Genomic DNA, 24,366 nt, shown 5'->3' on the forward strand with positions numbered 1-24,366 from the left:
GACGCATGGAACCACCTCCCCTCGCCGACCAGCTCTTCCCCCACATCCGCATCGTCATGGGCATGGTCGTCGGCCTTGGGATCACGCGCATTCTGATGGGGGCCGCCAGCCTCATCCAGCACCCGAACCGCGCCAGGGTCTCGCTGATTCATCTTCTGTGGGCGGTTTCGATCCTCGTCGAGCTCATCTTCTTCTGGTGGTGGCAGTTCGAGCTCTTTGCCATCCACGACTGGAATTTCGGGCTCTTTCTTTTCGTCGTCGGCTACGCTGTGGTGCTCTTCCTGCTGGCAGCGCTCCTCTTTCCCGACAGTCTCGCCGAATACGAGGGGTACGAGGATTTCTTCCTCAAGCGCCGGCGTTGGTTCTTCGCTCTGTTCGGCGCCACCTTCGTTTTCGATCTCATCGACACGCTGACCAAGGGCGAGGAGCACTTCGCCCGCTTCGGCTTGGAATACTATGTGCAGACCCCTATCGGCGTCGGATTCAGCGTCGCCGCTATCTGGAATGGCGACCGCCGCTTCCATCTCGCCCTGGTGATCGTCCACCTCCTTTATCAGGCGTCCTGGATCGTCAGGCTCTTCTATACCTTAACCTGACCCGCTATGGTCCTTGCCGAGGTCGGGAAGCCTCGGTACGGGCGATCAAAACAGGAAGACCATGCTCCGCGCGATTTCGCACCTGCCCGCCGGCCACAGTGACGGCATTCCCTTCGATCTCGTCACCCTCGCCCATGACGAACGGCGCTTGCGCCGCAAGCTCCTGACCCTCGTACATGGCGACGAAGTGCTGGTGGATTTCCCGCAGACGATAACGCTCGAGGACCGCGGCGCCCTGGTGCTCGAGGACGGCCGGCTTGTGGAGGTCATCGCGGCCGAGGAACAGCTCCTCGAAGTGCGCGGCCGTAGTGGTGAGCACCTCCTGCGCCTTGCCTGGCATATCGGCAACCGTCACACCCCCGCGCAGCTCGAGGAGAGCCGCATCCTCATCGCGCGCGACCACGTCCTTAAAGCCATGCTCGAAGGCCTCGGCGCGACGGTCGCTGACGTCACTGAACCGTTTACGCCCGAACATGGCGCCTACCACGCGCATGGGCACGCCGATACCGGCCATGCCCTCCTCTACCGCCAATGAGCGATAGCGCCGCGCTCCAACGGCTCCTGACCTGGCTGTCGCCCGCCTTTCCCGTCGGCGGCTTCGCCTGGTCGGCCGGGCTCGAGACCGCTATCGTTGAAGGACCGGTCCAGACCGCGGGCAAGGCACATGAATGGATCGAGGCCAACCTGCGCCACGGCGCGACCCGCACCGACGCGATCCTGCTCGCCCACGCCCATCGCGGCTTCACCGACGCCGCGATCCTGCGTGAGCTCGCCGATCTCTGCCTGGCGCTGACGCCCGCGCGCGAGCGGCGGCAGGAGACCCTCGCCATGGGAGACGCCTTTGTCGCCGCCGCCAGGACCTGGCCTTCGCCGCACTACACGAGCCTGCCGACACCCAGCCCCTACCCGGTCGCCGTCGGCGCGGCGGCAGCGGCCCACCAGATACCGCTGAACCAGACGCTCCTCGCCTTCCTCACCTCCGCGGTGCACGCGCAAGTCTCGGTCGCCGTGCGCCTCGTGCCGATCGGGCAGAACGAAGGCCTCGCCATCCAGGCGGCGCTCGAGCCGGTGATCGCAGCCGAAGCGCAGGCCGCGCAACATGCCGCACTTGCAGACATCGGAGGCATCGCCTACGCCAGTGACATCGCGCAGATGCGCCACGAGACGCTGCCCACCAGGATATTCAAGTCATGAGCATGCTCGTTGCTTCGCTGATGTTCGTCGCCCTGCTGGCAGTCAGCTTTGCCCATTTCCTGTGGGCGACCGGCCGCACCTGGCCGATCCGCAACGAGAAGCTCCTCGCCCAGACTGTCGTCGGGCTTAAAGACATCGAGCACATGCCCCCGAGGATCGCCTCCTTGGCGGTCTCTATCGCAATGCTCGCCGCCGGTATCCTCGCCCTTGCGCTGGCCGATGAGGCGGCTGGCGGCTTGTGGCTGACCCTTGCCGGCATCGTACCCGCCAGCCTTTTTCTCACCCGCGGCGTTCTCGGCTATACGCGCTGGTGGGCGGAGCGCACGCCCGAGCCGAACTTCCGCCTCAACGACGCGCGCGTCTATTCTCCGCTTTGCATCGCGCTCGGGATTGGCTTCATCGCCCTTATCGCTCCGCGGCTCATCTGAGGAATACGCCATGAAATCGATCAACGGTCCCCTGCGCATCGGCATCGGCGGCCCCGTCGGCTCCGGCAAGACCACCCTCTGCGAAATGCTGCTGAAAGCCATGCGCGAGCGCTATTCCATGGCGGTCGTCACCAACGACATCTACACTAGGGAAGATGCGCTGATTCTCGCCCGCGCCCAGGCAATCTCCGAGGAGCGAATTATCGGTGTCGAGACGGGCGGTTGCCCGCACACGGCCATCCGCGAGGACGCCTCCCTCAACCTTGCCGCCATCGACGAGTTGAACCGCAAGTTCCCGGACCTCGACGTCATCCTCATAGAGTCGGGCGGCGACAACCTGGCCGCGACCTTCTCGCCGGACCTGGCGGACTTGACCCTCTACGTCATCTCCGTTGCCCAGGGTGAGAAGGTGCCGCGCAAGGGCGGCCCCGCCATCTCGCGCTCGGACCTGCTGATTATCACCCATACCGATCTGGCACCCTATGTGGGCGCCAGCCTCGAGATCATGGAAGCCGATACGCAGAAGGTGCGCGCGGGGCGTCCCCATGTGTTTGCCGACCTCCTGCGCCGTGAAGGCGTGAACGAGATCATCGCCTTTATCGAGAAGGCCGGAGGTCTCACGGCCGCGAATGCGGCGGAATAGTCACCGCCTGCTATCCAATCGAAATCATGTGGCTCACCAGCATCCCGTCCTTGACGTGATGGACGAGCAGGCCCGGCGGATCTGTTGTCGTCGTCTCGTGGCCATCGGCGACCAGTTTACCGGCTGGCGCGACGGACGGGGCGATTGCGGCGGGTAATTCGGCAAAGCGGGCGAACATGGGTCGGTGCAGATGCCCGCAAAAGATACCGAGCACGCTATCACGGGCGCGTCCGATTACCGCCGACAACGCCTCCTGATTGCGACAGTCGATGGTCTCGTATTCATCCATGCCGCAATTGAAGGGGTGCTGGTGAAGGAAGACCAGCGCCGGCGGACCACCTGAATTGAGCTCGTGCTCCAGCCAATCACGGACGGGCGCCGCATCGCCGTGCACCGCGCCGGGAATAGTGACGTCGAGGCCGACGAGCCGCAGGCTGTCGGCAACCGCCACGACCCTGTTGAGCGGGCCCGTCTGCGGACCGCCAAACACCGTGCGCATGGCCTCGCGGTTGTCGACATTGCCTGGAACCACCAGGACCGGGACGCCGAAGGTCTCCAGTCGGGCCCTGAGCATTTCGTAGTTGGACTGGTGCGACAGATTGGCGAGATCGCCGCTGACCGCGATCGCGTCTGGGCGCAGGGTCGAGAGCCAGTCGAGAACCTGGTCGAGCCGGGCTAGCGAGGCATCGTCCTTGATATGGATGTCGCTGAGCTGCGCAATGATCATGACTAATCCCCTGGCACCAGTACCACCACCGAACGTGGCGGCAACGTCGCCGATCCGCCCGCGAAGGTTACTTCCGCCGGGTCGGATTGGAAACCAGCAGTCCATTCGCCCTCCGGCAACCGCGCAACGACCGGCTCGGTTCGCCGGTTGAACCAGACCAGCACGACGTCCTTCTTGATGGTCAGGTGCATGCCGAGCACTGAAGCCCCGTGCTCGGTCCAGTCCGTCCCGTTCATCTCGCGCCCGTCCGGATGGAGCCACGCGACGTCACGCACTCCGTGTCGCTCCTGCCCGTTCAGAAAGTGATCGTCGGTCAGCGCCGGGTGCTTCTTGCGGAAGGCATGCAGCGCCGAAACGAAATCGACCAGCTCACCGTCCACGTTCTCCCAGTCGACCCAGGTGATGTCGTTGTCCTGCGCATAGGCGTTGTTGTTGCCGCGTTGCGTGCGGTACATCTCGTCGCCCTGCTGGATCAGAGGCGAGCCGCGCGAGACCAGGAGCGTCGCAAGGAGTGCCCTGACGTCGCGCTTGCGCGCCGCGTTCACCGTTTCGTCGTCCGTCTCACCTTCGACGCCGCAATTCCACGAGGAGTTGTGGTTGTGCCCGTCCCGGTTCTCCTCGCCGTTCGCCTCGTTGTGCTTGTCGTGGTAGCTGACGAGATCGCGCAGCGTGAAGCCATCGTGGACGGCGAGAAAATTGATGCCATGACTCGGCTTTCGGCCGTCGAAATCGAAAATTTCCGACGATCCTGCGACCTTTGCCGCCAACGCTCCGATACGCCCGTCGTCGCCGCGCCAAAAGCTCCTCACCTCGTCGCGATAAGTGTCGTTCCATTCGCGGAACTGCGGACCGAATTGCCCCAACTGGTAACCGCTCGGCCCCGGGTCCCACGGCTCGGCAACGAGTATGGACTTGGAAAGGATCGGATCAGCCTTGATTTTCTCCAGCATCTGGGCCCGCGCATTGAAGCCCGGTTCGCGCCCGAGGATCGTGGCAAGGTCGAAGCGGAAGCCGGAAACGCCCATTTCCTCGACCCAGTACCTCAGGCTCTCGATGACGAGCCGCTGCACGGCCGGATGATCGCAACGCAAGGTGTTGCCCGTGCCCGCATCGTTGACGAGGTGCTGCTCCCCGTCCACCTCTACATGGCGGTAGTAAGTTCGCCCGTCGAGCCCTTTGAGGCTGAGGATCGGGCCATTGGCGTCCCCTTCCCCGGTATGGTTGTAGACGACGTCGAGGATCACCGAGATGCCGTTCTTGCGATAAAGGTCGGTCATCACTCGCAATTCCTGCGGGCCGCGCGGCGCAAGCCGCGGATCGACGGCAAAGTAGCTGACCGGGTTGTAGCCCCAGGCATTGGTCAACCCCAGCGCTGGCAGGTGCCCGTCGTCGATCCAGGCGGCCGTTGGCATCAGCTCGACCGCATCGACACCCAGATATTTGAAATGGTCGATCACCCGTTTGGTGGTGAGCCCGGCGACGGTGCCGCGCAGCGGCCCCTGCACGCCCGGATGCTTCATGGTGAAGCCGCGCACATTGAGCTCGTAAAAGAGCTGCGGCGCCTTGCGCCGCGGGATCGCAAGCGGATTGCGCTCACCCACCACGATCGCCTTTGGGATGAGCGGAGCAGTATCGACCGCATCCTCGCGCGGCAGGCGCAGGCGTGGCGAGCGCACGAACACCCTGTCGAGCCGGCGCGCATAGGGGTCGACCAGCAGCTTGCTGGGATCGAAGAAATAGCCTTGGGCCGGATTGTATTCGCCGTCGGCACGAAAGCCGTAGCGCGTGCCGGGCCCGAGGCCGGCAACCAGCACGGCGTGCACGTTGTCGGCGTGCACATCCATCTCGAACCGGTCGGTCTCCCGGTCGAGCTCATCGTAGATCGAGACCCAGAGCGCCGAAGCGGTCTCGGAGTAGACGGCGAAGTTGACGCCCTGCGCCAACGCGGTCGCGCCGAGCACTCTTGTGTCTCCGCCGCCGGGCACAAGCCTGGGTTTGGTGGAGGGGCTCGTCTCAGGTAATAACGCTTGGCTCACTACGTCCTGTTCTCTGCTTGATTTGCGTCAGCACCTCGGCGGTCTGGACGAGCGATGCCAGCGCCGTCTGCGTTTCGAGATCGTGGCGCCCGCTAACGGCTTCGTAGCGCTCGAGGTAAACCCGCAGCGTCGCTCCGACGGTGCCCGTGCCCGAGAGACGCGCGACGATGCGCGAGCCGTCCTCGAAGCCGATGCGAACGCCTTGCTTCCGCGCCACCGATCCGTCGACCGGATCGGCATAGGCGAAATCGTCGGCATAGACGATCTGGAGATCGTCGAAGCTCTGACCCCTGAGGCCCGGCAGCTTGCTGCGCAGGTCGTCCATGAGCTGGTTGGCGACGGTTGCGTCGACTTCCTCATAGTCGTGCCGCGTATAGTAGTTGCGCCCATAAGTCGCCCAGTGCTCGGTAACAATCTCGTCGACGCTCTGCTTCCTGACCGCAAGGATGTTGAGCCAGAGGAGCACAGCCCAGAGACCGTCCTTCTCGCGTACGTGATTGGAGCCCGTGCCCGCACTCTCCTCGCCGCAGATGGTCACGCGCCCGGCGTCCAGCAAATTGCCGAAGAACTTCCAGCCGGTCGGCGTCTCGTGCATCTCGACGCCCAGTTTTTGCGCGACCCGGTCGGCCGCCGCACTGGTCGGCATGGATCGGGCGATGCCGGCTATGCCCGCCTTGTAGCCCGGCGCCAGATGCGCATTGGCCGCCAGCAGCGCCAGCGAATCCGAGGGCGTCACGAACCGGCCCTTGCCGATGATGAGGTTGCGGTCGCCGTCCCCGTCCGAAGCCGCGCCGAAATCGAGGCCGTCGGGTGCCATCAGCTCATCGTAGAGGTCCTTGCAGTAGACGAGATTGGGGTCCGGGTGCCCACCGCCGAAATCGGGCGAGGGCACGCCATTGACCACCGTCCCCGCCGGCGCGCCGAGCTTGCCCTCGAGGATCGTCTTGGCATAGGGACCGGTGATGGCGTGGAGCGCGTCGAACTTCATTCGAAAGCCCGAGGCGAAGAGGTCGCGGATCGCACCGAAGTCGAAGAGGGTCTCCATCAGCTCGGCATAGTCGGCGACCGGATCGATCACCTCGACCGCCATCTCACCGACACTCTGGGTGCCAAGCGTCGAGAGATCCACATCGCTCGCCTCGGCAATCCTGTAGCTGGTGATGACCTTGGTGCGCTCGAACACTTCATCCGTGATCTTCTCGGGCGCCGGTCCGCCGTTGGAGACGTTGTACTTGATGCCGAAATCCCCGTCCGGCCCACCGGGATTGTGGCTGGCCGAGAGCACCAGCCCGCCGAATGCCCCGTGATGACGGATGACGTGGCTGGCCGCCGGCGTCGACAGCAACCCGCCCTGCCCCACCAGCACCCGTCCGAAACCGTTGGCGGCGGCGATCTTGATCGCCGTCTGGATGGCGACGTCGTTGTAATAGCGCCCGTCCCCGCCGATCACCAGCGTCTGGCCTTCGAAGCCCTCGAGACTGTCGAAGATCGCCTGGATGTAGTTCTCGACATAGTTGGGCTGCTGGTAGACCGTGACCCGTTTCCGCAGCCCCGAGGTCCCGGGTTTCTGGTCGGCATAGGGCGTGGTCTCAACCGTTCTGATCGTCATAGTCCTTCAGTCCCAAGAGGTTCGCGTAGATATCGGCATAGCGGGCCGCGCTCGTCTCCCAGGAGACGTCGGATTTCATGCCCCGGCGCTGCATCTTCTTCCAGCTCTCCGGTTGCCGGTAGAGGTCGAGCGCGCGTCGTATGGCATCGGCCAGCGCGTGTTCGTCCGGCGGGGCGAACTGGATGCCGGTCGCAACCCCGGCATAGAGCGCCGCGACGTTGGCATCGATCACCGTATCGTTGAGCCCGCCCACGCGGCTGACCAGCGGAATGGCGCCATAGCGCAGCGCATAGAGCTGCGTCAGTCCGCACGGCTCGAAGCGCGAAGGCACCATCACCACGTCCGCTCCGCCCTGTACCAGGTGGCTGAGCCTTTCATCGTAGCGCGTGACGATGCCGACCTTGCCCGGATGGCGCATGGCCGCCGCGCGCAAGCCATTCTCGAGCTCGGTCTCGCCCGAGCCAAGCACTGCCAGCTGCGCGCCTTGCGCCACCAGAGCGTCGACGCACGCAACAAGCAGGTCGATGCCCTTCTGCCAGGTCAGGCGGCTAACGACACCAAAGAGCGGCGCGTTGGCGACCTCTAGCCCGAACGCCTCCTGCAGTGCCATTTTGTTGGCGATGCGCTTGTGTGTTGTACTGGCCGTATACGTCTGCGCCAGCGATGCGTCCGTCGCCGGATCCCAGGCCGTGACATCGATGCCGTTGAGCACACCGAACACGGTCTCGGAGCGGTTTTCCAACAGCCCGTCGAGACCCATGCCGAAGGCGGGCGTACGGATTTCGGCCGCGTAGGTCGGGCTGACCGTGGTGACGATATCGGCGCACTCGAGGCCGGACTTCAGATAGCCAACGCCTCCGTAGTATTCGACCCCCTCCATCGAGAAGGCATGCGACGGCAGGCGCAACTGGGTGAAGATGTCGGCGCCAAACGTGCCCTGGAACGCCAGGTTGTGGATGGTCATCACCGTCTTGATCCGGTCCGACGGCCCATATTTGACATAGGCCGGCACCAGGCCCGCCGTCCAGTCGTGCGCGTGCAGCACCTGCGGCCGGTAGCCCTCCACGAGCCCGACGGCCAGTTCGTGCGCAACCCACGAGAGCGCCGCAAACCGCCGCCAGTTGTCGGGCCAGTCCCACCCGTCGGGACTCATATAGGGGTTACCGGGACGGTCGAAGAGGTAGGGCGCATCGAGGACGATGAGGTCGAGTCCCCCGGCCCGCGCCGCGATCACGCGTGCCTCGCCGCCGAAGAGGGCGCCGAACTCGGCGACGACCCGCCCGCCGGAAATCCCGCCGGTGACCGCCGGATAGCCGGGAATAAGTGTGCGCACGGAAATGCCTCGCTCAGCGAGCGCGGCCGGCAGCGCACCGGCCACATCGGCCAGCCCGCCGGTCTTGATCAGCGGGTAGACCTCCGAGGCGACCGAGAGGACTTCGATCATCGATTGGCCAGGTACTTGTCGATCATGGACTGGGTAATGAGGGTGACGCCGTCCTCGGTGCGGCGGAACCATTCCCCGTCGAACTCCGGGTCCTCGCCGATCACCAGGCCTTCAGGGATGTTGACGCCGCGATCGACCACAACCTTGCTCAACCGCGCACCGCGCCCGATGTCGCAATAGGGCAGCACCACCGCCTCGTTCAGCTCGGAATAGGAGTGCACGCGCGAGCCGGTCGAAAGGAGCGTCCGGTTGAGATGGCCGCCCGAGACGATGCAATCGCCCGAGACCAGCGAATTCACCGCCGATCCGCGACGCCCGTCGTAGTCGTGGACGAATTTGGCGGGTGGCGTGATTTCGGCGTAGGTCCAGATCGGCCAGTCGCGGTCGTAGAGATCGAGCTGAGGCGTGATGTCGGTGAGGTCGATATTGGCCTTCCAGTAGGCATCGACCGTACCCACGTCCCGCCAGTAGGAGACCTCCTCGTTTGTCGAGCGAACGCACGAGCGCGGGAAGCGATGCGCCCAGGCCGTGCCGTTCTTGACGATATAAGGAATCAGGTCCTTGCCGAAATCCCGGTTCGAGCCTTCCGTTGCCGCATCGCGGCGCAGTTGCTCCATGAGGAACCGTGTCTCGAACACGTAGATGCCCATGGAGGCCAGCGCGTGATCGGGCTTGTCAGGGATGCCCGGCGGATCCTTGGGTTTCTCGATGAAATCGACGACCCGGTCGCGTCCGTCGACATGCATCACGCCGAAGGCCGTGGCTTCCATGCGCGGCACCTCGAGGCACCCGATGGTCACGTCCGCACCGGTATCGACGTGCTGGCGCAGCATGATCTCATAATCCATCTTGTAGATGTGGTCGCCGGCCAGGATCACGATGTAGCGCGCGCCGTAGTCCTCGATGATGTCCATGTTCTGGTAGACCGCGTCGGCCGTGCCGGCGTACCACATGTCCTCCTTGACCCGCTGGCTGGCTGGCAGGATGTCGAAGCTTTCGTTTCGTTCGGGCCGCAGGAAGTTCCAGCCGCGTTGCAGATGGCGGATGAGGCTATGCGCCTGATATTGGGTGGCGACCGAGATGCGGCGGATGCCCGAATTGATGGCATTCGAAAGCGCGAAATCTATGATGCGGGATTTGCCGCCGAAATAGACTGCGGGCTTGGCGCGCCGGTCAGTCAGCTCCAGCAGGCGCGTGCCCCGGCCGCCGGCCAGGACATACGCCATGGCCTCACGGGCTAGCGGCGACGGTGTACGATAATCTGCCATTTAAACCCTCCTCGGATGCCCGGATTGTTCCGGAACGTATGGCGCCTATTCGTTCTCGTATTTCAGAATGAGCGTCGACAGCGGCGGCAGATAAAGCGTCGCTTCCGCGGGCATGTGCCCTCCCTCAACGGCAGATGCGACCACCGCCCCCTGATTGCCGCTGTTGGACCCGCCATACCAGCCGGCGTCCGTGTTGATCCTTTCGACCCATTTGCCCACCAGAGGCATCGGCACCACGTAATCGTCACGCGGGACCGGCGTGAAGTTGCAAACGACGACCACCGGTTCGGCGTTCTCCGACCGCCGGACCCAGGCGAAGACGGAATTCTGATGGTCGTTGCCGATGATCCACTCGAACCCTTCCGGCTCGCAGTCGCGCGCATGGAGCGCCGGCAGCTCGCGATAGGCCCCATTGAGATCGGTGATCAGCCGCCGCACCCCCTCGTGCATGCCGGCATCGAGCAGGAACCAGTCGAGCGCCTTGCCCTCGTTCCACTCCTCGCGCTGGGCGAATTCCTGGCCCATGAACAGGAGCTTCTTGCCCGGATGCCCCCACATGAAGCCGTAATAGGCACGAAGGTTGGCGAACTGCTGCCAGTCGTCACCGGGCATCTTGGTGAGCATCGAACCTTTGCCGTGCACCACCTCGTCGTGGCTGATTGGCAGGACGAAGTTCTCCGAGAACGCATAGATCGTCCCGAAAGTCATGTCGTTGTGGTGATAGCGCCGGTGGATGGTTTCGCGGCTCATGTAGCGCAACGTGTCGTTCATGAACCCCATGTTCCACTTGAAACCGAAGCCGAGCCCGCCATTGTGAACCGGCGCCGAGACCCCGGGCCACGCGGTCGATTCCTCGGCGATCATGAACGTGCCCGGGTGCTGCCGGTAGGTCTCGCTATTGACCCTCTTGAGGAACTCGACCGCCTCGACGTTCTCGTTGCCTCCGAACTTGTTTGGCACCCACTGCCCATGCTGACGCGAATAGTCGAGATAGAGCATAGAGGCCACCGCATCGACGCGCAGCCCGTCGATGTGGAATTTCTCCAGCCAAAACAACGCGTTGTTGAGAAGGTAGGATTCAACCTCCCGCCGCCCGAAATTATAGATCGCCGTGTTCCAGTCGGGATGGTAGCCCTGCCGCGGATCGGCGTGTTCGTAAAGCGCGGTGCCGTCGAAATGGCTGAGCCCATGCTCGTCGGTCGGAAAATGCGCCGGGACCCAGTCGAGAATGACGCCGAGCCCGGCATTGTGCGCGGTGTCCACGAACCAGGCGAACCCCGCCGGATCGCCGAACCGGGCCGTCGGGGCGTATAGGCCGGTCGGCTGGTAACCCCAGCTGGGATCGTAGGGGTGCTCGGAAATCGGCAGAAGCTCGATATGTGTGTAACCCATGTCGGCCGCATAAGGGACGAGCTGGTCGGCAAGCTGGCCGTAGTCGAGGAACGTTCCGTCCGGCCGCCGCCGCCAGGACCCCAGGTGCACCTCGTAGATGGACATGGGGCTGCGCCGCCAGTCCCGGCGCGCGCGCTCCTCGAGATAGGCCGCGTCCGTCCAGGTGAACTCGGTCGGGTCGGGGACGACCGAGGCTGTGCGGGGCCGCAGTTCCGATTGGCGGGCAAAGGGATCCGCCTTCAGGGGCAACGTCGTTCCGTCCGCGCCCACGATTTCGTACTTGTAGATCGTGCCGGTGCCGAGGATGGGAATGAACACTTCCCAGATGCCGGTATCGCGGCGTTTGCGCATGGGATGCCGCCGTCCGTCCCAGTCATTGAAGGGCCCCACCACCGAGACGCGCCGGGCATTGGGCGCCCAGACGGCGAAGTGCGTGCCGTGGATGCCTTCGAACTCCATCTCGTGGGCGCCAAGCCTGTCGAAGAGCCGCAGGTGACTGCCCTCGCCGATATAGTAGTCGTCCATCGGTCCCAGCACCGGACCGAAGCTATAGGGGTCGTAGACGTCCCACTCACCGCCCGCGTTGGCGGCCCGATAGCGGACCGGCTGCCGGTTCTCGATCTCGACCTTGCCCTCGAAAAACCCACCGGGATGACGCGGAATCAGGGGACCTAGCCGCGTGCCGTCGAGCGTAAAGGCGGTCAGCGTTTCCGCATGCGGCACGAATGCCCTCAGCACCCGTGCACCGTCGACTTCGTGCAGCCCCAGGAAGGCGAACGCATCGCCATGCGTGCCGCTGACGACGGCTTCGATCTCGCGCGTATCGGCTTGCCAGTTCTCGTTGCTCACGAACACTTCCCCCGCTCGTGGTGTTCGCCCGCCTGTCAGGGCAGCGGGCTTGGCCCCTCATGCGTCCGCCCTCGGCCGGTACGCACGCGGATGTCGGCTACTGGTTTGCGATGGCTAACCCCCAGATATCCTCGGCATACTGGCGGATGGTGCGGTCCGACGAGAAGAAACCGACACGGGCAGTGTTGTGGATTGCCATCCGGTTCCACCTCGCCCTGTCGAGCCAAAGCGCGTCGACCTGGCGCTGCGCGGCCGAGTAGGAGTCGAAATCGCGCGCAACCATGAACCAGTCGTGGTCGTAGAGCCCGCCGATAAGGTCGCGGTAGCGGTTGGGATCGTCGGGCGAGAACACGCCCGAGGCGATGGAATCGAGGGCCTCCTTGAGGCGCGGCGACCTGTCGATCGCCGCCCTCGGCACCTCGCTCTTGGCGCGCTTTTCGGCCACCTGCTCGGTCGAGAGGCCGAAGATGACGATGTTGTCGGCCCCGACCTCCTTGTGCATCTCGACGTTCGCCCCGTCCATCGTACCGATGGTGATGGCGCCGTTGGCCATGAACTTCATGTTGCCGGTGCCAGAGGCCTCCATGCCCGCCGTCGAGATCTGCTCGGAAAGGTCGGCTGCCGGCACGATGATCTCGGCCACGGAAACGTTGTAGTTGGGCAGGAACACCACCTTCAAAAGCCCACGCACGGCCGGATCGTTGTTGATGACCTTGCCCACATCGTTGATCAGCTTGATGATAAGCTTGGCATTCCAGTAGCTGGGCGCCGCCTTGCCGGCGAACACCTTGACCCGCGGCACCCAATCCTTTTCCGGATGAGCTCGGATCTCGTCATAGGCGGCGACGGCCTGGATGATGTTGAGGAGCTGGCGCTTGTATTCGTGGATGCGCTTGATCTGCACATCGAACAGCGCCCCCTCGGAAACCGTAACCCCCAGCCGATCCTTTATCAGCTTGGCCAGCCGCGCCTTTTTGACTGTCTTGACCCTGGCGAACTGCTCCTGGAACGTCGGATCGTCCGCATGCGCGTCGAGACCCCTGAGCTTGTCGATATCGTCGAGGAAGTCGGGTCCGATCCGCTCGGTGATGAGCCGCGTCAGCCCCGGATTGCATTGCATCAGCCAGCGCCGCGGCGTGATGCCGTTGGTCTTGTTGTTGATGCGTTCCGGGTAGAGCTTGTGCAGGTCCGCAAAGACCGTCTGCTTCATCAGTTCGGTATGAAGCGCCGAGACGCCGTTGATCGAATGGGAACCGACGAACGCCAGTTGCCCCATACGCACCCGCCGGCCGCCGTGCTCGTCGATGAGCGAGACATTGGCGATCTGCTGGTCATCGAACTTGGCGCGCTGGCGCGCTTCGGTCAGCACGTCCGCGTTGATGGCGTAGATGATCTGCATGTGGCGCGGCAGCAATCGCTCGAGCAGCGCCACCGGCCAGCTCTCCAGCGCCTCGGGCAGCAGCGTGTGGTTTGTATAGGAGAACACGCCCCTCGTCAGCTTCCAGGCCTCGGCCCAGCGCATGCCGTTGAGGTCGACAAGGATGCGCATCATCTCGGCGATCGCGATGGCCGGATGCGTGTCGTTGAGCTGGACCGCGACCTTGTCGGGCAGCGAGCCCAGGTCCCCATATTGCTGGAGATGCCGCCGCACGATGTCCTGCAGCGAAGCCGACGAAAAGAAGAACTCTTGTCGCAGTCGCAGTTCCTGGCCGGCCACCGTCGCGTCCGCGGGATAGAGAACGCGGGTGATGGCCTCGGCCCGGGAGCTTTCCTCGAGCGCACCGATATGGTCGCCCGAGTTGAACTTGTCGAGAAGGATAGGGTCGATCGGCTGCGCGCTCCACAGCCGCAGCGTGTTGACCCGCGCTCCACGCCAGCCGACGATCGGCGTATCGTAGGCGACCGCGAGCAGGTGATCGTTCGGCCTCCATTCCTGGCGCAGCGTGCCGTCGGGGTCCGTCACCGGCTCCACATGTCCGCCGAAGCCGATCTCGTAGGCGCTCTCGCGCCGCTCGAACTCCCAGGGATTGCCGTGCGCCAGCCAGTCCTCGGGCAACTCCACCTGCCAGCCCTCGCTCATCTCCTGGCGGAAGAGCCCATGGGCGTAGCGGATGCCGTAGCCATAGGCCGGGATCTGCAGCGTCGACATCGATTCCATGAAACATGCCGCCAGCCGCCCGAGCCCCCCATTACCGAGCGCCGCGTCCGGCTCGAGATCGATGAGGTCGTCGAGCTCGACATTGAGGTTGTTGAGGGCCTCGCGCACCGTGTCCATCAGCCCGACATTGCTCATGGCATCGCGCATCAGCCGGCCGATGAGGAATTCGAGGCTCAAATAGTAGACGCGCTTGTTGGACGTACGCCAGGTGTCGCGCGAAGACTCCATCCAGCGGTCCATGATGCGGTCGCGCACGGCATAGATCGTAGCCGCGAGCCAGTCGTGGCGCCGCGCGACGATCGGATCCTTGCCGATGGAATAAGTCAGCTTTTCGAGAATTTCAGCCTGAAGAGCCTCTACCGTGACCGCACGCGGTTCGGGCGTGGGAGCGTCGTAGACGATAGGTTTTTGCGGCATTGTCGCAATTCCGGTATCATGACGATGTTCCCCTCTAGTGCTGCCACTCTTGCACTTAATTTGTGCAGGCGGAAGCCCCTTTCGCCGCCACCGCGATTACGCCGACTGCGTCGGCGCGGCCCTGTCGGGCACTGCCGGACGGACCGTCTGCGGCTCCACCCCGCCCTCTCGCGCTTGCTCGACCGCGTTGGAAAGCAAGAGGCCAAGCTCCGCATCGGCCGCCCCCAGGAGCTGCGCCTCGAAGCGCTGCCTGTCGCGGCTACGCACCCCGGCGACCACGTCCCTGATCTCGTCTTCGCTCGCGCCGAGCTCGCGTATCGCTTGGGCCCCGAAGGTGATCGCCGACTCGAACACCTCGCGCAGCTCGTACTCGACGCCGATTCGGCGCAGTTCCATCGCGTGCACACGGTCGAACGAGCGCGCCATCACCTTGACCAGCGGGAACTCGCTGCGCATCAGCTCGGCGATCCGGCTGGTGGCCTCCTTGTTGTCCGTGCAGATCAGGACGAGATCGGCATTGGGCGCACCCGCAGCTCTCAGGATGTCGAGCCGGGTGCCGTCCCCGTAATAGACCTTGAAGCCGAAAGTTGCCGCCGCCTCGATCATCTCGACATCGTTGTCGATGATCGAGATCGAGTGTCCCTGCCCCAGCAGAGACTGGCTGGCGATTTGTCCGAAACGGCCGAAGCCGATGAGCAGGATGCGCTCGCTCAGGTCCTCGGCGACCTCGACGCCGTCGAGCGACTGCACCGGCTTGGGTATTGCATAACGCAGGCCGATGAGCGCGAACGGGGTAAGCACCATCGAGACGATGACGGTGGCGGTGAAGATGGCGTTGGTCGGTCCATCGATCAGCCCGCTCGAGGCGGCCGTCGTATAGAGGACGAAGGCGAACTCGCCGCCCTGGCTCATCAGCACCGCCCGCTTCAACGCCTCCACGTGACTTGACCGCAGCAGACGCGCAATGAGGTAGATCGCCAGCGCCTTGACCAGCATGTAGACGATAACGCTGAGGGCGATGATCTGCCAGTTGACCGCAACGACCGAGAGGTCGAGCGACATGCCGACGGCGAGAAAGAAGAGACCTAAGAGGATGCCGCGAAAGGGTTCGACATCCGCCTCGAGCTGATTGCGGAACGTCGAGGTCGAAAGCAGCACACCGGCGAGGAAGGCGCCCATTGCCATCGACAGGCCCACCACCTGCATCAGCAGCGCTGCGCCCAGCACCACGAGCAGGGCTGCCGCCGTCATCACCTCACGGATCTTGGCGTTGGCGAGCAGCGAAAACAGCGGGTTCATGATCCGCTGTCCGAGGAAAATGATGACCGCGACGGCACCCAGCGCCAGGCCGATGCCGGTCAGGCGCGTAACCATGCTGACTTCGCCTGTCGAAGGCGCAAGGATGGCGATAACCGCCAGCAGGGGCACGATGGCGAGGTCCTCAAACAGCAGCACCGAGACGATCTTCTGCCCGCTGTCGGTGGAAAGCTGGTTGGCTTCGCCCAGGATCTGCATGACGATCGCCGTTGAGGTCAGAACGAATCCCATGCCGAAGACGAAGGCGACAGCCGGCGCAAAGCCGATCAGGATGCCGATGCCCGTCAACAGCGCTCCGCAAACCGCGACCTGAATGACCCCGAGCCCGAAGATCTGTCTGCGCAGCGACCAGAGCCGGTTCGGCTCCATCTCGAGCCCGATGATAAAGAGGAACATGACAACGCCGAGCTCGGCGGCATGAAGGACGCTCTGCGGATCACTGATGAGGCCGACGCCCGACGGCCCGAGCAGGAGTCCGGCGGCGAGATAGCCAAGGACCGTGCCGAGGCCGAGCCGCTTGAACACCGGCACGGCAAACACGGCTGCGGCCAGCAGCACGACGATGGGGACGAGGTCGACCTCGCCATGCGAGGCATCGGCGGCATGGGTAGCGGCTTCGACCGCGTGCGAAAGGGTTTCTGGGTCCACTGAGGAGGGCTCCGGAGGCTGTCGACCGCCCGATGGCGGTCTTTGCCGAAGTGTTGGGGCCAGCCCCCGGCACAGTCAAGTCGTCAACTGTGCCCCGGCTCGACGCCGCTGGGCGCAGTGCCGCCTGATGGCACCAATCGCTCGGGAAGACGCTCCTCGTCCTTTTCGGCCTTCTCGGCCTTCCGCTCGCGGATGGCCTGCGCGGCGTTGGCGAGCACTTCCTCGCGGCGACTCATGTCGCGCGTGCGCCGCACAGGGCGCAAGGGCTTGACCGGCCGGCTCGGGAGCACATGTGCCAGCACCGACTGCCCGATGAGCAGGGCCGGAACCGCGATCACGCCGCCGACCGGTCCCCAGGCCCAGAGCCAGAAGGTGATGGAAAGGAAGATGACGAACGGGTTGAGGGTCATCGCCCGTCCGATGAAATGCGGCGTGATCAGCTGACCTTCGAGGAAGTTGATCACCATGTAGCAGCCGACCGGCAGGAGGATCTGCTCGACCCCTGTGCGCGTACCAAGCCCGACCGCCAGCAGAATGACCCACATCACCGCCATGCCCACATAGGGAATGTAGTTGAGCACCGCCGCTAACGCGCCCCAGAGCAGCGGCGAGGGCATGCCGATGGCCCACATGAGGATGGAGACGACAACGCCGACACTGACATTGATGATGGTGATCGAGATGAGATACCGCGACACCTTGGCCTCGACGTCACGGAACATATGCGCGGTGCGCCAGCGCATCCGGCGGCTGACGCACAGCGCCAGCACCGAGATGCGGATATGATCGCGCGTGGCGACGAAGAAATAAAGGCTCGCGAGGAAGATGGCGAACTGCGCGAGGATCGCGGGCGCCAGAAGCGCTACCGTCGTTACCGCGTTTTCGTCTTCGACCCTTACCTCCATTCGCGTGCTTTGCCCGAAAACGCCACTCAGCTCCTCCTGAACGGAGCCCAGGGATTCGAATGCCCCCTGCCAGTTGGCAAGCTCGCGTTGCAGCTTCTCCCAGATGGCGGGGGCTCGCTCCACCCATTCAGCCAGTGGCACCGAAAAGAGTGCTGCACCGGTCAGAATCAGTGCGATGAGGGTGAGGACGACGATGCCCGCCGAGAGCGCCGAGGGTACCCCCCGCGCCTCCAGCCAGTCGGCGAGTGGCCCGAACATCAGGCCCGTGACCACCGCGACCGTCACTGGCGCCAGGAACATCTGCCCCGCCTGCAGGGCAACGAGAACGACCACGAGACCTGTCGCAACGATCGCAAGGCGAGCCGTGTTGGCCAGCAAGCGCTCGAACTGATTTTCCGACATTGGTGTGGCAACGCCCCCAACGCGTCGCGCCATGCTGGTGGCCCCGTAGTTGAAATCGAGTGCCCATCAACGCGGCGATTGGGGGGTTCGTTCCCCCCACGTTCCCGGCTCGAGAACTCCTCCAGATGCGGGAGCGAAAGGAGCTTGTCCCGTCGTTGACTCACGACAGGGATCTGTCATTGCGAAGAATCCCGCGAGACCAGAACGTTAGGGCGCGCGATTTGATTCCATCAAATCGTATCGCACTCTAGTCTCTGCCGGATACGAATCGCAGGACCCGCCATGCCCCGCAAGATCATCATCGACACCGATCCTGGCCAGGACGATGCTGTCGCCATCCTCCTCGCCCTCGCCTCGCCCGCTGAGCTGGACATCCTTGGTATCGTGGCGGTCGCCGGCAATGTCGGGCTCGAGCGCAATGCCAACAATGCGCTCAAGGTCGTCGAACTCTCCGGGCGCACCGATATCCCCGTCTATGCCGGCTGCTCGCGTCCGATGCGCCGCAAGCTGGTCACCGCCGAGCACGTCCATGGCGTCACCGGGCTCGACGGCCCCACGCTCCCCGAGCCGCAGATCGCCCTCCAGCCGCAGCATGGCGTCGACTTCATCATCGACACGCTGATGGCCGCAGAGCCCGGCACCATCACCCTCTGCACGCTCGGGCCCCTCACCAACATCGCCATGGCCCTCGTCAAGGAGCCGCACATCGCCTCGCGCATTGCCGAGATCGTCATGATGGGTGGCGCCTATTTCGAGGTCGGCAACATCACGCCGACGGCCGAATTCAATATCTACGTCGATCCCGAAGCCGCCGACATCGTCATGCGTTGCGACGCGCCGCTCACCATGTTGCCGCTCGACGTCACCCACCAGGTACTGACCACGAGCGAGCGGCTGGCGGCTATCGCCGGCCTCGGCAACCATACTGGAATTTCGGTTGCCCAGATGCTCGAGTTCTCCGAGCGCTTCGACCTCGCCAAATACGACGCCAAGGGCGCCCCACTTCACGACCCGACCGTTATCGCCTGGCTGCTCGAGCCCGAGCTCTTTTCCGGCCGCCAGTGCAACGTGACCATCGAGACGGCGAGCGAACTGACCATGGGCATGACCGTGGCCGACTACTGGCTGATCACCGACCGGCCGCGCAACGTCAATTTCCTGCGCGCGGCCGATGCCGACGGCTTTTATCGCCTCCTCACCGAAAGGCTGGCGCGGCTGCCCTAGATATCATGCTCCTCGGCGGGTCGGCGGCCCGCCCTTTCGTGAGATTGAGACGAGGGGGCTCGGCTAGAGACCTGCAGCCTGGCGCCGCCATGCGCATCGATGGTGGCCGCGCTCCATTTCCGTCGTCACCAGAAACCTCCGTTGAGGCGCAAACGGTCCCCTTGACGTCGACGACGTGCTACGCGCTCATGACTAAAATAGGAGAATGAGAAGGGGTTCGTAGCATTGGCTCTTCGTTCTCGTCTCGGGTGGGAACCTGTGGACCCCGCTGGGGACCGGTCAGTAACGCCAACGGCTATAGACTGCGCGGGCAGGCGGGCCGATCCAACGCCGTAGCCGCCGCAGGGCCGGGACTTTCTCGGCCAGCATGTGCAGGCGGTAGTAGAGCAGCGGCGGAATGCGGGCCAGGAGCGGTGACCGGCGTTCCCGCAGCAGCAGGAACAGCTGGATGTCGCCGAGACCCACATAACGTTCGATGTTCTCAAACCACGCGGCGCTGCACCGCGCTTCGCTCTGCGGCTGGCGGAGTGCTTCGCGACGACCCTGACCGTAGGCCGACAACGCGGTCTCGAGGTCGTGGTGCTCCCCGAGGCTCTCCGAGAGGGCAATTGCGTCCTGCAGGGCCAGCTTGGTGCCCGAGCCGATAGTGAAGTGGGTGGTATGAGCGGCGTCTCCCATCAGCACCAGATTGCCGTCATGCCAATGCTCGTTCCGCACGGTCCGGAAGTTCAGCCAGGAGGATTCGCCCAGCAGCAGCGGGTGATCCTCGAGCACGTCAGCGAACAGCGGCTCGAGCATGTCGACCGCCTGCCGAGCGTCGCAGCGGTCGAAGCCGAGACCGCTCCAGGTCTCGGGCGGGCACTCGACTACGCAGGTGCTGGTCTCGCCATCGTGGGCATAGCCGTGGAACCAGATCCATCCGGCGGGTGTCCGGACCAGCGCAAAGGTGAAGGTATCGAGCACCTTGGTGCTACCGAGCCAGATGTATTTGTTGCGGCCGGTGCTAATGCTGGTGCTGAACCGGTCGGCGGCGTTGCGGCGAAGGGCGCTGCCCGAGCCGTCCGCCGCGACAACTAGATCCGCGTGGCACACCTGTCTGACGTCGCATATATCTGTGTCATAGACCACCCGCACGCCGAGTTCGATGGCCCGCGCCGTGAGCAGTTCGAGCAGTCTATGGCGACCAATGCCGTAGCCGCCTCGCCCGCTGTGCAGGGTCCAGCGGCCGCGGAGATGCAACCCTTGGTCTGTCCACTTCACCGAGTTGGCGCAGATCGCCGCAGCGCTGGTGGAATCCGCCGCCTGCAGGCTTTCGACCAGATCGTTCCAGTAGACGACTCCCCAACCCTGCGTCCGTTTCGGCGGATTGCGCTCGTAGACCGTAACCTCGGATGTCGCGTCCCGGCGCTTCATCAGGATGGCAAAGTAGAGCCCCGCTGGGCCTCCGCCGACGCAGGCGATCCTCATGGCGGTCCGCCTCCGTTATTGGCCCGCTCGGGTGGCCCGTCGCCACGAAATCCGACGATGGCCTTGACCGCGCTGCGCAGTGAGGCCTCCGCCGCAGAGAACGGAAGGCGCTCGAGGCGAAGTTCTTCAAAGACGTAGCGACGGGCACCAAAGCTCTCCTTGAAGGCGGCCGCGCCCAGGGTCGCGCTCTCGCCCATATGGAAAGACCGAGCGCCTGCCGTGCAGGCGTTCTGCAGAACGACCCAGTTCAGCAGGTGGCTGGCGCCGAGCTGACGCATCTCGGGATCCATCGCCGCGAGGGTGCCGTGTCCCACCTTGCTGCTCTGCAATACAATCCCCGCCGCGACCGGCTTGCCGTGGTGCGACGCTACTGTGATCTGCAGCCCTGGGCCGAGATGCCGGGCTATAGTCCGCCACTTGTGCAACGAGTCGCGGGCACGGCCGCGAAGCTGAGCCAGCCACACCGGTTCATGCTGGCATCTGGCCCACCGCGCGCGCGCCTTGATCGCGAGCTCGTAGAACACCGGCAGGAGGTCCCCGGCATAGCCCGTCTCGACGCGAACACCCGCCTTCTCGGCCGTTCTGATGCCCTTTTTGGCGCTCGCATGGAATCGAGAACGCACTGCGTCCGGCCCGCCGTTCAAGTCGACAATATGGGATATCGCAGGAACTCGCGTCGCCGTCCTTGAGAAATAATCCCACAGTCGCGCGTGCAGCGGGTTGGGGCGCAGCCACAGGCTGAGCTTTCGGCACATCTCGAGATCGCGCGATACCAAGACCACGTCTTCGGCCGACACCCCGCCCTCCGCAATCAACCCGCCATAGCCCCAGCCTCGCCGCGGCGAGGCGAGTCTGGCCAACGGGCCCGGCCCGATGCGCACCAACGGCAGCACGATGCGGCGGCCGGTTTCGCTCACGTAAAGTCGGCTGACGTCCTGCCAGAGCCCGCCTGCACAGACCGCGTCGATCCATTCGGGGCTTTGCGAAGGCATGGCGTCGGGATCGGCGGCGATCACCGACCTCCAGATTTCGCGCGGCACGGGAAGAACCGCCTGACAATCGGAACAGCCATCGCGCACCATTGTCTTCTCCCATGCAACCCTTCGCCGAGTCAGGGGCTTTGTTCGCTCGCTTCGGCGGCAGGCTCGGGCCTGACCACCGCAGCCCTGCGATAGTATTCGGCGGCGCGCGGGCCGTCGGCGGGTACCGCGATCCCATCGCGGAAGAGATCTCCCAGCCGAAGCCAAGCTGATGTCTCGCCAAGCGCGGCAGCGCGCTCATAGGCCGCAACGCCCGCAGCACCGTTCGGCGCTGGCGCGTCCGGGTCGACCAACAGATCGCCCAGCAACAGGTATGCCCTGCTCCGCCCCGACGCTGCGACCTCCGCGACGAGTTCCAGACCCGCAGCATAGTCCTTGTTGACGCCCTGGCCACGGACCAGCATCTCCCCTACCCGTAGTTTGCCGGTCTCGCTGCCGGCGGTCATGGCGCGTCGATAGTAGCCGAAGGCGCGCTCCACTTCCGCCGTCACCAGGCGACCGTCACTGAGCAGGTCGCCGAGGCGCAGCAGTGCCACCGGATCCTCCTGCGCTGCCGCCTGCTCGTAAGCACGAATTGCGGCCACGGCGTCGATCGGGCCCACTGCCGCATCTGTCAGCAGGTCACCCAGCAAAAGTGCCGCGCGAGCACTGCCGGTGTCTGATATCTCCCGGATGAGAGTCAGTCCCCTTTCGGGGTCCGGCGCAGCACCTTCTCCACGAGCCAACATTTCACCCAGCCGCAGCTTGCCGGTCGTACTTCCCGCCTCCGCAGCCAGATTGAAATAATGCAAAGCCTTCGGCAGATTCACCGACACAGCGCCGCGCACCCCCTCGCTGAAGAGGTCGCCGAGCAGGTTGAGTGCGTCGGTATTGCTCGCCTCGGCGGCAGCTTCGATCAAGGCAAGGCCGGCCGCCGCATCCTGTTTGACCCCCTGCCCGCGTACGAGCAGTTCCGCCACACGCAGCCTCCCCAACTCACTTCCACCCTCCATCGCCTCCCGGTAGTAACGGAATGCCCGCGAGTGGTCGGCGTCGACGGCGGCACCGTTCCTGAATAGATCGCCCAGGCGGACGAGCGCATCCATACGTCCCATGGAGGCCGCCTTTTCATAGGCGGCGATGGCCTCCTCGACGTCCATAGCGGCTTCGATGCGGCCACTCAGCAGGTCACCTAACAGAACCAGGCCCGAAGCGCTGCCCATGCTCGCAACCCCGCGCACCTGGGCTATGCCTGCCTCGACATCCTGTGAAACGCCTTGCCCGAGTGCCAACATTTCGCCCGTGGTCAGCTTGCCTGTCTGGCTGCCGGCGGCGGCGGCTTGACTGAAATACGCAAAGGCCGCCGTGAGATTCAGCGGGACGACCTCACCTTCGCGATAGAGATCACCCAGCCGGAGCAGGCCCTCCACCTGGCCAACCGACAATGCGGTTTGGTACGCCTTTGCCGCATTGTAGCCGTCGACGGCGACCGGCGCTGCGGTGTTCCCGAATGCACCAGGAGGCAGGACTACCGTTATGGCCGATGGATCACCCGACTCCGCGAGATCTATGTAGAAATCGAATGCCCGGCGCCCGTCCTCGGGGGCGACTTGGCCATCCCGGAACATGTCGCCGAGGTCGATGAGGGCATCGCCGACCGCGTCGAACAATGTCAACGGGCCCTCGGCCTCGATGCCTGCGGCACCTCCCGGTGGCCGCGCGTGTTCCTCGGATCCCTGCGGTGCGCGGGCTTCAGCTGTCATCGCGCCCCCCGACACCGTCGCAAGCAGGAGAACGGCCAAAAGCGAAATCCTGGAGATGTGCATCGAGATAAGCCTCCGTGGACGGCGCTACGCTCGCATACCAAGACCGTGATGGAGCCGACGTACAAGGCGCCAGCCGAGGGCAACCAGACGATCGGGCGGCGGCGCGACGCGGAGCGTGCGGCCTGACAGCAGCCGCGCCATCTCGTTGTCGTCCATGTCCTCCCGCATCGTGATCCTGGATAAAGCGAAACGATCCTCCTCCGGTGAGCTGAGGGCGTTGGCTACGCGGAACGCGGAGGTAAAGCCTATGTCCTTCACAAACCGCCGGATCGCCGCCGTCGCGTATCCGTGCGGGTAGGCGAACGCATCGATCGGTTTGCCGAGCCCGTCCTCGAGCGCCGATTTGCTGCGGACAATCTCATCGGCGGCGGCGGCAGGTGAAAGCAGGTCCAGTTGCGGATGGCTGCTGGTGTGTGCACCGCATTGGACGCCCTGTTCGCCCAGTTCGCGCAGTTCCGTCCAATTGAGCATCGGACGCTCACCTTCGCCGATATTGCTTAACCACCGACTTGTTCCCCCCACATGGCCACTGACAACGAAGAGGGTTGCGGGAAAGCCGAAGCGCTTGAGGATAGGAAGCGCGCCAGTAACGAAATCGCGCAGGCCATCATCGAAGGTGATGAGTACCGTTCCCGGCCTCGGGGGAGTTCCGGCTGCACGGCAGGCAGCCAGGGTTGAAGCGCTCACCGGCCGGTAGCCATTCTTGGCGAGGTAAGCCATCTGGCGCGCAAAGCGCTTGGGCGAGACCATCCAGGGTCGGTAGGCGGCAGCACACGCGGTATCGACGCTGTGGTAGA

General features: G+C 64.4%; 19 protein-coding genes. 6 read left to right on the top strand and 13 right to left on the bottom strand.

All coding sequences use genetic code 11. From position 1 onward, the window contains the following. Positions 1-5 precede the first annotated feature (5 nt). The 5 genes from QQK18_RS03940 (at position 6) to ureG (ending at position 2,861) form a co-directional block, all read left to right on the top strand. Positions 6-596: a hypothetical protein gene (locus tag QQK18_RS03940; protein WP_284338984.1), complete on the top strand. Its 591-nt coding sequence runs from the start codon at positions 6-8 to the stop codon at positions 594-596. Positions 597-657: 61 nt separating this feature from the next. After that, on the top strand, positions 658-1,131 hold the full coding sequence (locus QQK18_RS03945; RefSeq protein ID WP_284338985.1) for an urease accessory protein UreE: 474 nt from the start codon (positions 658-660) through the stop codon (positions 1,129-1,131). After that, on the top strand, positions 1,128-1,790 hold the full coding sequence (locus tag QQK18_RS03950) for an urease accessory protein UreF (protein WP_284338986.1): 663 nt from the start codon (positions 1,128-1,130) through the stop codon (positions 1,788-1,790). Before QQK18_RS03945 ends, QQK18_RS03950 begins: the two co-directional genes overlap by 4 nt. Next, positions 1,787-2,218 carry a DUF3995 domain-containing protein gene (locus QQK18_RS03955; RefSeq protein ID WP_284338987.1) on the top strand — a complete coding sequence of 144 codons (432 nt, stop codon included), beginning with the start codon at positions 1,787-1,789 and terminating at the stop codon, positions 2,216-2,218. The genes QQK18_RS03950 and QQK18_RS03955 overlap by 4 nt, the downstream gene beginning before the upstream one ends. 10 nt (positions 2,219-2,228) lie before the next feature. Beyond that, positions 2,229-2,861 (top strand): urease accessory protein UreG, encoded by a 633-nt coding sequence (gene ureG / locus QQK18_RS03960; RefSeq protein WP_284338988.1) that lies wholly within the window; start codon positions 2,229-2,231, stop codon positions 2,859-2,861. A gap of 10 nt (positions 2,862-2,871) precedes the next feature. Here ureG and QQK18_RS03965 read toward each other — a convergent pair whose 3' ends face one another. The 9 genes from QQK18_RS03965 to QQK18_RS04005 all read right to left on the bottom strand — a co-directional run bounded on the left by QQK18_RS03965 (position 2,872) and on the right by QQK18_RS04005 (position 18,066). Beyond that, complete coding sequence (locus tag QQK18_RS03965; protein ID WP_284338989.1) at positions 2,872-3,588, bottom strand: metallophosphoesterase; 717 nt, start codon at positions 3,586-3,588, stop codon at positions 2,872-2,874. Between the two features lie 2 nt (positions 3,589-3,590). Further along, the gene (gene glgX, locus QQK18_RS03970) at positions 3,591-5,549 is read right to left on the bottom strand and encodes a glycogen debranching protein GlgX (protein WP_284338990.1); all 1,959 of its coding nucleotides are present in this window, start codon (positions 5,547-5,549) and stop codon (positions 3,591-3,593) included. Between the two features lie 52 nt (positions 5,550-5,601). Beyond that, a complete protein-coding gene (locus QQK18_RS03975; protein ID WP_284338991.1) occupies positions 5,602-7,233 on the bottom strand; it encodes an alpha-D-glucose phosphate-specific phosphoglucomutase in 1,632 nt (543 codons plus the stop codon). Next, a complete protein-coding gene (gene glgA, locus QQK18_RS03980) occupies positions 7,214-8,674 on the bottom strand; it encodes a glycogen synthase GlgA (RefSeq protein WP_284339119.1) in 1,461 nt (486 codons plus the stop codon). The genes QQK18_RS03975 and glgA overlap by 20 nt, the downstream gene beginning before the upstream one ends. Beyond that, the gene (gene glgC, locus QQK18_RS03985; RefSeq protein ID WP_284338992.1) at positions 8,674-9,945 is read right to left on the bottom strand and encodes a glucose-1-phosphate adenylyltransferase; all 1,272 of its coding nucleotides are present in this window, start codon (positions 9,943-9,945) and stop codon (positions 8,674-8,676) included. Before glgC ends, glgA begins: the two co-directional genes overlap by 1 nt. A 45-nt stretch (positions 9,946-9,990) precedes the next feature. Next, the gene (gene glgB, locus QQK18_RS03990; RefSeq protein ID WP_284338993.1) at positions 9,991-12,186 is read right to left on the bottom strand and encodes a 1,4-alpha-glucan branching protein GlgB; all 2,196 of its coding nucleotides are present in this window, start codon (positions 12,184-12,186) and stop codon (positions 9,991-9,993) included. Positions 12,187-12,283: 97 nt separating this feature from the next. Further along, a complete protein-coding gene (locus QQK18_RS03995) occupies positions 12,284-14,761 on the bottom strand; it encodes a glycogen/starch/alpha-glucan phosphorylase (RefSeq protein ID WP_284338994.1) in 2,478 nt (825 codons plus the stop codon). A 96-nt stretch (positions 14,762-14,857) separates the two neighbouring features. Continuing rightward, positions 14,858-16,726, bottom strand: coding sequence for a monovalent cation:proton antiporter-2 (CPA2) family protein (locus QQK18_RS04000; RefSeq protein ID WP_488798412.1), 1,869 nt, complete (start codon positions 16,724-16,726; stop codon positions 14,858-14,860). Between the two features lie 83 nt (positions 16,727-16,809). Beyond that, the gene (locus tag QQK18_RS04005; RefSeq protein ID WP_284338995.1) at positions 16,810-18,066 is read right to left on the bottom strand and encodes an AI-2E family transporter; all 1,257 of its coding nucleotides are present in this window, start codon (positions 18,064-18,066) and stop codon (positions 16,810-16,812) included. Between the two features lie 249 nt (positions 18,067-18,315). Between QQK18_RS04005 and QQK18_RS04010 the strand changes: the two genes are divergently transcribed. Next, positions 18,316-19,257 (top strand): nucleoside hydrolase, encoded by a 942-nt coding sequence (locus tag QQK18_RS04010; protein WP_284338996.1) that lies wholly within the window; start codon positions 18,316-18,318, stop codon positions 19,255-19,257. Positions 19,258-19,536: 279 nt separating this feature from the next. Here QQK18_RS04010 and QQK18_RS04015 read toward each other — a convergent pair whose 3' ends face one another. The 4 genes from QQK18_RS04015 to QQK18_RS04030 all read right to left on the bottom strand — a co-directional run bounded on the left by QQK18_RS04015 (position 19,537) and on the right by QQK18_RS04030 (position 24,319). After that, entirely contained in the window at positions 19,537-20,724 is a 1,188-nt protein-coding gene (locus QQK18_RS04015; RefSeq protein WP_284338997.1) for an FAD-dependent monooxygenase, read from the bottom strand. Next, positions 20,721-21,806, bottom strand: coding sequence for a GNAT family N-acetyltransferase (locus QQK18_RS04020; protein WP_284338998.1), 1,086 nt, complete (start codon positions 21,804-21,806; stop codon positions 20,721-20,723). Before QQK18_RS04020 ends, QQK18_RS04015 begins: the two co-directional genes overlap by 4 nt. A 29-nt stretch (positions 21,807-21,835) precedes the next feature. Then, the gene (locus QQK18_RS04025) at positions 21,836-23,506 is read right to left on the bottom strand and encodes a tetratricopeptide repeat protein (protein ID WP_284338999.1); all 1,671 of its coding nucleotides are present in this window, start codon (positions 23,504-23,506) and stop codon (positions 21,836-21,838) included. Positions 23,507-23,593: 87 nt separating this feature from the next. Further along, on the bottom strand, positions 23,594-24,319 hold the full coding sequence (locus QQK18_RS04030) for a polysaccharide deacetylase family protein (RefSeq protein ID WP_284339000.1): 726 nt from the start codon (positions 24,317-24,319) through the stop codon (positions 23,594-23,596). Positions 24,320-24,366: the final 47 nt, after the last annotated feature.

It is taken from the genome of Devosia nitrariae (assembly GCF_030160115.1).
GTDB lineage: Bacteria > Pseudomonadota > Alphaproteobacteria > Rhizobiales > Devosiaceae > Devosia > Devosia nitrariae.

Excerpts from the sequence above, each read along its gene's own strand:
- QQK18_RS03940 (WP_284338984.1), top strand. The coding sequence starts at position 6 with ATGGAACCACCTCCCCTCGCCGACCAGCTCTTCCCCCACATCCGCATC.
- QQK18_RS03945 (WP_284338985.1), top strand. The coding sequence starts at position 658 with ATGCTCCGCGCGATTTCGCACCTGCCCGCCGGCCACAGTGACGGCATT.
- QQK18_RS03950 (WP_284338986.1), top strand. The coding sequence starts at position 1,128 with ATGAGCGATAGCGCCGCGCTCCAACGGCTCCTGACCTGGCTGTCGCCC.
- QQK18_RS03955 (WP_284338987.1), top strand. The coding sequence starts at position 1,787 with ATGAGCATGCTCGTTGCTTCGCTGATGTTCGTCGCCCTGCTGGCAGTC.
- ureG (WP_284338988.1), top strand. The coding sequence starts at position 2,229 with ATGAAATCGATCAACGGTCCCCTGCGCATCGGCATCGGCGGCCCCGTC.
- QQK18_RS03965 (WP_284338989.1), bottom strand. The coding sequence starts at position 3,588 with ATGATCATTGCGCAGCTCAGCGACATCCATATCAAGGACGATGCCTCG.
- QQK18_RS03975 (WP_284338991.1), bottom strand. The coding sequence starts at position 7,233 with ATGACGATCAGAACGGTTGAGACCACGCCCTATGCCGACCAGAAACCC.
- glgC (WP_284338992.1), bottom strand. The coding sequence starts at position 9,945 with ATGGCAGATTATCGTACACCGTCGCCGCTAGCCCGTGAGGCCATGGCG.
- QQK18_RS03995 (WP_284338994.1), bottom strand. The coding sequence starts at position 14,761 with ATGCCGCAAAAACCTATCGTCTACGACGCTCCCACGCCCGAACCGCGT.
- QQK18_RS04005 (WP_284338995.1), bottom strand. The coding sequence starts at position 18,066 with ATGGCGCGACGCGTTGGGGGCGTTGCCACACCAATGTCGGAAAATCAG.
- QQK18_RS04010 (WP_284338996.1), top strand. The coding sequence starts at position 18,316 with ATGCCCCGCAAGATCATCATCGACACCGATCCTGGCCAGGACGATGCT.
- QQK18_RS04015 (WP_284338997.1), bottom strand. The coding sequence starts at position 20,724 with ATGAGGATCGCCTGCGTCGGCGGAGGCCCAGCGGGGCTCTACTTTGCC.
- QQK18_RS04020 (WP_284338998.1), bottom strand. The coding sequence starts at position 21,806 with ATGGTGCGCGATGGCTGTTCCGATTGTCAGGCGGTTCTTCCCGTGCCG.
- QQK18_RS04025 (WP_284338999.1), bottom strand. The coding sequence starts at position 23,506 with ATGACAGCTGAAGCCCGCGCACCGCAGGGATCCGAGGAACACGCGCGG.
- QQK18_RS04030 (WP_284339000.1), bottom strand. The coding sequence starts at position 24,319 with ATGGTCTCGCCCAAGCGCTTTGCGCGCCAGATGGCTTACCTCGCCAAG.